Consider the following 7122-nt stretch of genomic DNA (forward strand, 5'->3'; position numbering starts at 1 on the left):
CCTTTTTCCCTAAATTTTTTATAGAACTGACCATCTGATGAAGACGAGATGTGGTTTCAACATGAAAAGTAATGATATCCGCACCCAAGTCGGCAAAAATGGGAATTGACACTTCAGGATTACTGGTCATGAAATGAACATCAAACAGAAGTTTGGTTTGGGGACGAAGTTTTCGGAGTAAATTGGTACCCAGAGCATAATTTGGTACAAAATGTCCATCCATGATATCCAAGTGGAGCATGTTGACTCCACCTTTTTCTAACTTTCGAATATCCGATAACAAATCTAAATAATTAGCACAATCCAAGGATGCACTAATTTTTATCATTTGCTCATTCATGACTGACTTTCCTCCTTCAGTATTTTTAGTTGAGTCATTAATATTTTTGTGAATTGGTTTATCAGGGAATGATGAGAACTTTGTTGTAGAATACTTTTTTATCTCTCATCAGCTGGATAAACTCAGGAGCTTCTTCCAAGGTAAGACGATGAGAAATGAAAGGTTTAAAATTAGCTTGGCCAGAATTCTCAAATTCCAGAACTGCCTTCCAATCTGATCCAATATGAGTAAATCGAGAATTCCAGGTCCCATGTAACGTCAGCTGTTTTCTCAAAATAAGGCTCATCTCTTTAGGGGTTAAGGTAACATCCCGTTCCTGGTTTCCCAAGAGCAGGACCTCGCCAAACTTGTGAGTTATTTTTATGGATTGAACTAAGGCTCGGTTGCTTCCCGAAGCTTCACAAGTGAGATCGAAACCACCGGCTTCGGTATAATTTTCCACGGCTTTTTCTAATTTTTCTGGTTCGGGAATCATTGCCTCATTAAAACCATTTTCCCGGGCAAAATCAACTTTTTTTTGATCGATATCGAAACCGATCAAACGCCTGGCTCCTGAAATTTTTGCCCAGATTCCGAAAAGTACTCCAATGGGACCCAACCCAAAAACAGCAACAGTTTTTCCGAATGGTATCGATGACCTCCGTAGAGCATGCAGGGTTACTGCCGCCGGTTCGCTGAATGCCCCCGATTCATAAGAAACCTTTCCGGGGAGATCCATACAATTGGCTACCGGAACAGTAACATATTCAGCAAAAGCTCCGTCACGTCGCGATCCAATATACCCATAATTTTCACACATTTCATATAACCCGATCTGGCATAAACGACAATTATAGCAGGGAATCAAAGGAAAAACCGTCACTCTTTTTCCAACCCAATTCTTATCTAAACTGGGATCGCCAACTTCCTCAACTTCACCAGCAAACTCATGTCCGGGTATCGAGGGATAATAATAAGCAATACCTCCATAAATTCGAGGAATATCAGATCCACAGATACCACAGGCCTTTACTCGTATTAGGGCTTCTCCTCTCGCTGGTTTTGGTTTGGGAACGCTTAGGAATTGAATATCACCCTTTTTCAACAGAACTAATGCTTTCATGGTATCCATCTTTAAGGGTTCACCACCACTTTCAATCCTTCTCTTGATTCAGCAGCATGGAAAGCTTCATGAATTTGATCCAAAGGGAACCGATGAGTAATGTATTGTTCGGTATGAACCATTCTTTTATCAATGATTTGGATAGCTTTTTTATGATGACGAGGTAGGCTACCATGACTTCCTAATACGTTAAGTTCTTTATAATGAATAAGATTACTGGATATGTTGAGTTTTCTGGCGGTTGAAGCCAAACCACCAAAAAAATTTATTCGTGCTCGATGTCGTGCTAAAAGGAGGGATTGTTCTTGGGCGTCAGGAGATGCACAGGTAATCATAATGACATCTGGTCCTTCACCCTTAGTAACTCCTTTTACCTTGGCTTCTATATCAGGGTCATTGCTGAGGAAGTAATGATCGGCGCAATATTTTTTAGCCATATCCAAACGCTTTTGCGACCTTTGGATAACAACGATATTGGTTGCTCCCATATGTCGTCCTAACTCGATCATCATGCAACCAATCGGACCAGCCCCTATTATACAAAGGGTATCTCCAACTCCCAACTGACTCATCTCCAAACCATTTATAGCACAGGCTAATGGTTCTGCCAGACTGGCTTCATCAAAAGATAAAGTATCGGGTATTAGGTTGACGACTTGTTGGTTTACAGTGAGTTCGTTCAAAAGGATATATTCTGCAAACCCACCAGGAAATTGATAACCGACTGCATAATTGATAGCACAGTTGGTTCCCATGCCATTCTGGCACCAATAGCATTTCCCACAAGGAACATCAGCACCGACGGCTACTCGATCTCCAACCCCTAACCGTTCAACACCAGCTCCCACTTCAACAACTTCTCCAGCGATTTCATGTCCGACTATTTGAGGATACTTAACCCGAGGATTTCCCGAATGCATAATTCGTAGGTCAGATCCACAAACTGCACAAGTTTTGACTCGAACCAGAACTTCTCCTAGTCCAACTTTATAATCTGGCACCTCTTTAACCACCAATTGATCAATTCCTTCTAAGACAGCAGCTTTCATGTGATTCCTCCATTATTTATTTTTAAATTCATTAACGATAATAAAAAAGGGGGTGACAGATAGGAGCAAATGGAATCTCAAGTATTGGTCAACAAAAGGTAAATAAACTCCCTAAAAGCACAGGAAAAACTCTCCTGTAATCTCCATCACCGAATGTTACTTTTCATCCTTTTCAGATTTCACAACCGGTTTTAAACTCTTATTAACCTAATATAACATATAAATCTGGCGAACTTTTTTAGTTTCTACGTAATATCCCAAGATTAAAATTGTTTTAATCAATTTGGTTTGAAAATAAAAAGCCAGAGGGTACGATTCCCTCTGGCTAAAAAAACGAATTACAATTCGCACCTCCGGCTATGACATACCAATTGAACTACAATTTAATTTAAATCAGTTTTTAGAAAATTAAAGATTTTCAATATTTCAAACACTGTTATTTCAAAGGCATACTATACTTTTCCAATTCTTCCAGTCACACTTGTTCCATTTTTCAAAGTATCGGATACTGGACATCTTTTTTCAATTTCCTCTAAAAATTCTTTCAGCTGTGTATCGCTTAAATTTCCTTTGACTTTGATATTATATCGAATAGACTGCATTCCAGGTCTGACATTTTTATCTTGTCCCATAAATCCTCTTGGGTCAAGATCGCCTTCAACACTAATATCAATCCCTTCAAAAGGTATCTTTTTCTCATTAGCCACTACACAAGCAACAATACCTAAACATCCAACTAAAGACGAGAGTATTGCTTCAACTGGATTGGGAGCGGTATCTTCGCCACCAAGAGAAGGCGGCTCATCATAGGCAAGTGAAAAATCACGCACTATTGATTTTATTCTCAAACATCCATCCCAATGTCCAGTCGCTTTAAAAGTCGTTACCATGTGTTATTCCTCCTTTTGCATAAGAATTCCCTAATTCCCCAACCTTATTCGTTAACCAATGAAGTTTTTAAGAAGGAAAACAGATAACTTCCTTTATTTTTAAATCTAGAAAAGAATTTTGATGTGCCGGTCTTAATACCAAAGCAGTATCTGCTCCCCGGCTTTGCCCACCAACTGCTACTACATCTTGTTTTGATGAAATCATACCAGCATCAGCAGCCATGATGGAGATTTCAACTGCGACTTTGAAACCTTGGGATATTCTCCGGAAGCTTTCGGCAATAATTTCTGGAATGCTAATCCCACCGAATTTCTCTCGAAAAGACCGACTCACTCCACTCAGGGCGTGAGATGACATCACTATGGGAATATTTTTCTCGGCAAGCAGCTTCTGATTCTCTTTTGAAATCAATAAGGTCTCATTATCAAAAAATCCCTGATGATAGGTCACGGCAATTATTCTTCCTGCAAAGCGGAAAGCCTGGGCTACCTCTGCCAAACGCAATGGCGTTTCACCGCTTTTTGTCGCAACCAGTATTGCTTCTAATTGAAGCAATAAAGCCCTTTCAACGGCTAATTCTAACGTTTTTTGAGTATTTTCTTTACCAGGCTGGGAAAAATAATATATAGTCTTTTCGTGTAACCTGTTCATCATCTCTTTTTTATTGATGAAGTTCAATCATCTCTCCGGTTTCCATATAATAAATCCGCTCTGTAATATTAGTGATATGATCCCCAATTCTTTCTAAATAACGGGCGATCATAAGAATCCAAATAGCCTGCCTGGTAACTGAAGGATCTTTTTCAATATAATTGACAACTTCCTCATGGACTGCTCGATACAGAGTATCAACTTTATCGTCATCCTCGACAACTTTTTGTACAACATTCAAATCTTTTTGAATAAAAGTTGCCGAGGTTTCTTCTAACATTTTTACTACGATATCAGCCATTTTTGGAACATCAATGAGTGGTTTAAAAAGTGGTTTATCGGCAAGACGAATGCTAAATTTGGCGATATCAATTGAATAATCACCTATTCTTTCTACGTCGGTAATGATCTTCATTACAGCGGCTATAACTCGTAAATCTTTGGCCACCGGCTGTTGGAGAGCAATCATTCTCAGACATTTGTCTTCTATCTTATAATTATATGAGTCGACGATGTCATCCAGCGAAATAACTTCTTTTGCCTTAGCTACATCTCTTTCTTGAAGCGATTCAATCGACATTTGTAACATCTTTTTAGCAGCCTGGGTCATATTTACCAGATCTTCCTGGACTTCTCTTAGTTGACGGGTAAAATGACCTCGAATTATCTCCATTGGTTCTCCTCCTGAAATAATAATTTTCCACCATAGATCATCCCAGGTGCCTTATCTTATCAATCTCACCATCTCATCTCCTTCAGTTAAAAGCCAATTATAGATAGAGTAACTCATTTTAATAAGGTTATAAGCATAATATACGTTTTAAGATATTTTTTCAATTCACCGCTTATCAATAGAAGGGAAAAAACCTAACAACACATTAAAACCAAAGAATTCATCAATCATTCCAAGAAATTTAAATTTCAATAAATTCGACTTCTTTATTCTTTAAATCACATACTGCAATCGAAGCTACCCCGGAGAGCAGACCACAACTTTCCCCGGGATTTAGTAAAAATCGTCCTTTTTCTTCCTGTAACTTTTTTTCATGAGTATGACCAAATATTGAGAGGTCATATCTCCCTGATTGAAAAGCCAGTTCGGCAGGCTGATAATAATGAGAAACCCATATGCGATAGGCATTGAATTTTATCTCCTGATAATAGGAATGGATTAATCCCTTGGATTTCTGAAATATTCCCACAACTTCTCCATCATTATTCCCCAATACTCCCCACCAAGGAATAGTGAGCTCAGATAATATAGCTACAGAAAAAGGAGCTACAAAATCACCTCCATGGATGATTCCATCAACTTTTTTTTCAGTGAAAATTTGAACTGCTTTTCGAATTTTCAACAAAGCATCGTGAGAATCAGAAAGTATACCTATTTTCATTGCCTTAGACTCCCTTGTTTAAAATGATTCCCAGTGTATAACTTCATTGAGCGGTCTTTTTGTCTGATTACTTGGAGATGTTTTCATAGGATAACCCATGGAAATAAGACTCACCAACCGGCAATCTTTCGGTGCTCGTATTATTTCAAGAATCTTTTCGGCATAGGGTTTTTTATCTCCTGCGATCCAGCAGGTTCCCAAACCCAATGCATGAGCAGCATTTACAATGTTGGTGGTGGCTGCACAGCCATCCTCAAGATAATATTTTACATTTTTACATAGAACGATAATTGCCACCGGTGCATCTTTAATAAACTTTCCATAATCAGTTTCATCCGCAACCGCTTTTTTAATTTTAGGATCGGTTAAAACAATAAATTCCCAAGGCTGAATATTGATCGCAGTTGGAGCTAAATGGGCACAATCTATGATGGTTTCAATTTTTTCTTTTTCAACTGGTCTGTTCAAGTAACGACGGATTGATCGTCTTGTTTTCAGTGCTTCTATAGTATCCATGCTTCCACTCCTTTCGTTTTTAGTATTTATTATCGTTTATATCCAAATTTTCGAAGAAGTTCCTGACGTTCTATTTTGTCTTTTTCACTTTCTACCCCTTTGGGTTGAAAACCATCAATTATCCCCATAATTCCACGACCCTGTTGAGATTGGGCTATGATCACCTCACAGGGATTCGCCGAGGCACAAAATATCCTACACACCTCAGGAACCATCTTCAAAGCATTTAAAATATTGATTGGATATCCGTCTTTTAAAAATAGAATGAAACTATGACCACAACCCAATTTCAAAGCATTTTTTACTGCTAAATCGATAAGTTCAGCATCATTCCCCTCACAACGAATCAAACAGGGACCCGAAGCTTCACAAAAAGCCAAGCCGAATTTAATTGATGAAGAAGAACCAATAACTGCTTCATAGATATCTTCAACACTTTTAATAAAGTGAGTTTGACCTAATATAAAATTATGGAGTTTATCATTTTCTATGGTTATCAATTCAATTTCCAACTTTTTTACCTCCTTCGTTTTCTTTTGGTTACTTGTTATGGTAATTTTATCTTTTGATTTTTTAATAGTTTTTAGCTTGTTTTATAAATTTTCAGATACGAGAAATCAAGCCCCTACAATAGATTTAAAAATGTAGGGGCCACAATGTATTGTACCCATTCTTTAATTAATGTAGCGACATGCTGTGGCCTGTCGAATCTTGGTTTTTCATTCTCACCTGGTGTTGCTAAGTAGCATGAAGGTCTATCCCGAGAACAACGGAATGATTTTTTATTGGTAAATCATGTTGAGCAACTAACCAGGATCTCATTCCAGGCCTTCACCCTCATCCTCACCTTCTCCCATCAAGGGAGAAAGAACCATTTAATCCTTTTATTTATTTTTTCCTCGCCCCTTTGTGGGAGAGGGTCAGAGTGAGGGGTTAACTCATTTTCATCTTCATCTGGTGCCGCTTTCGCGGCGGGTAGGGTGCCTTTTGGTTTTCCTCTATATCCTGAGAAAATTATACAGAAAATGAATAAAAAAATGAGATTCTCACGTCGCACAATAACTCCTCAGAATGACGGAGTGGGCGGATGAGATTGCCATGTCACTTTTCTCCTCGCAATCAGACTGTGTCACAATTATTCTGTAAATTATTTACCCCCACTTATGTTAATATTTTACA

Annotated in this window: 9 protein-coding genes; all 9 read right to left on the reverse strand. The window is 38.3% G+C overall.

The annotated features are described in order from the left end of the window. A partial coding sequence (locus PLK24_RS06315; RefSeq protein WP_502876042.1) for a ribulose-phosphate 3-epimerase occupies positions 1–340 on the reverse strand: 340 nt, incomplete at its 3' end. 61 nt (positions 341–401) lie between these two features. Beyond that, entirely contained in the window at positions 402–1451 is a 1050-nt protein-coding gene (locus PLK24_RS06320) for a galactitol-1-phosphate 5-dehydrogenase (RefSeq protein WP_324477383.1), read from the reverse strand. Positions 1452–1453: 2 nt separating this feature from the next. After that, a complete protein-coding gene (locus PLK24_RS06325) occupies positions 1454–2491 on the reverse strand; it encodes an alcohol dehydrogenase catalytic domain-containing protein (RefSeq protein WP_324477385.1) in 1038 nt (345 codons plus the stop codon). 452 nt (positions 2492–2943) lie between these two features. Then, a complete protein-coding gene (locus PLK24_RS06330) occupies positions 2944–3381 on the reverse strand; it encodes an OsmC family protein (protein ID WP_324477387.1) in 438 nt (145 codons plus the stop codon). 67 nt (positions 3382–3448) lie between these two features. Beyond that, positions 3449–4060 (reverse strand): pyruvate kinase alpha/beta domain-containing protein, encoded by a 612-nt coding sequence (locus PLK24_RS06335; protein WP_324477389.1) that lies wholly within the window; start codon positions 4058–4060, stop codon positions 3449–3451. Further along, positions 4044–4706, reverse strand: a complete 663-nt coding sequence (gene phoU / locus PLK24_RS06340; protein WP_324477391.1) for a phosphate signaling complex protein PhoU — start codon at positions 4704–4706, stop codon at positions 4044–4046. Before phoU ends, PLK24_RS06335 begins: the two co-directional genes overlap by 17 nt. A 241-nt stretch (positions 4707–4947) precedes the next feature. Beyond that, positions 4948–5427, reverse strand: coding sequence for a metallophosphoesterase (locus PLK24_RS06345; protein ID WP_324477393.1), 480 nt, complete (start codon positions 5425–5427; stop codon positions 4948–4950). 18 nt (positions 5428–5445) lie between these two features. Then, on the reverse strand, positions 5446–5943 hold the full coding sequence (locus PLK24_RS06350; protein ID WP_324477395.1) for a nitroreductase family protein: 498 nt from the start codon (positions 5941–5943) through the stop codon (positions 5446–5448). Positions 5944–5972: 29 nt separating this feature from the next. Further along, positions 5973–6455: an adenosine-specific kinase gene (locus tag PLK24_RS06355; RefSeq protein WP_324477397.1), complete on the reverse strand. Its 483-nt coding sequence runs from the start codon at positions 6453–6455 to the stop codon at positions 5973–5975. Between the last annotated feature and the right edge of the window lie 667 nt (positions 6456–7122).

It is taken from the genome of Atribacter sp. (assembly GCF_035418125.1).
In the GTDB taxonomy this organism is placed as follows: domain Bacteria; phylum Atribacterota; class Atribacteria; order Atribacterales; family Atribacteraceae; genus Atribacter; species Atribacter allofermentans.

What these genes read in the sequence shown, in the direction of transcription:
- PLK24_RS06320 (WP_324477383.1), bottom strand. Translation starts at nt 1,451, where the DNA reads ATGGATACCATGAAAGCATTAGTTCTGTTGAAAAAGGGTGATATTCAA.
- PLK24_RS06345 (WP_324477393.1), bottom strand. Translation starts at nt 5,427, where the DNA reads ATGAAAATAGGTATACTTTCTGATTCTCACGATGCTTTGTTGAAAATT.
- phoU (WP_324477391.1), bottom strand. Translation starts at nt 4,706, where the DNA reads ATGGAGATAATTCGAGGTCATTTTACCCGTCAACTAAGAGAAGTCCAG.
- PLK24_RS06325 (WP_324477385.1), bottom strand. Translation starts at nt 2,491, where the DNA reads ATGAAAGCTGCTGTCTTAGAAGGAATTGATCAATTGGTGGTTAAAGAG.
- PLK24_RS06330 (WP_324477387.1), bottom strand. Translation starts at nt 3,381, where the DNA reads ATGGTAACGACTTTTAAAGCGACTGGACATTGGGATGGATGTTTGAGA.
- PLK24_RS06350 (WP_324477395.1), bottom strand. Translation starts at nt 5,943, where the DNA reads ATGGATACTATAGAAGCACTGAAAACAAGACGATCAATCCGTCGTTAC.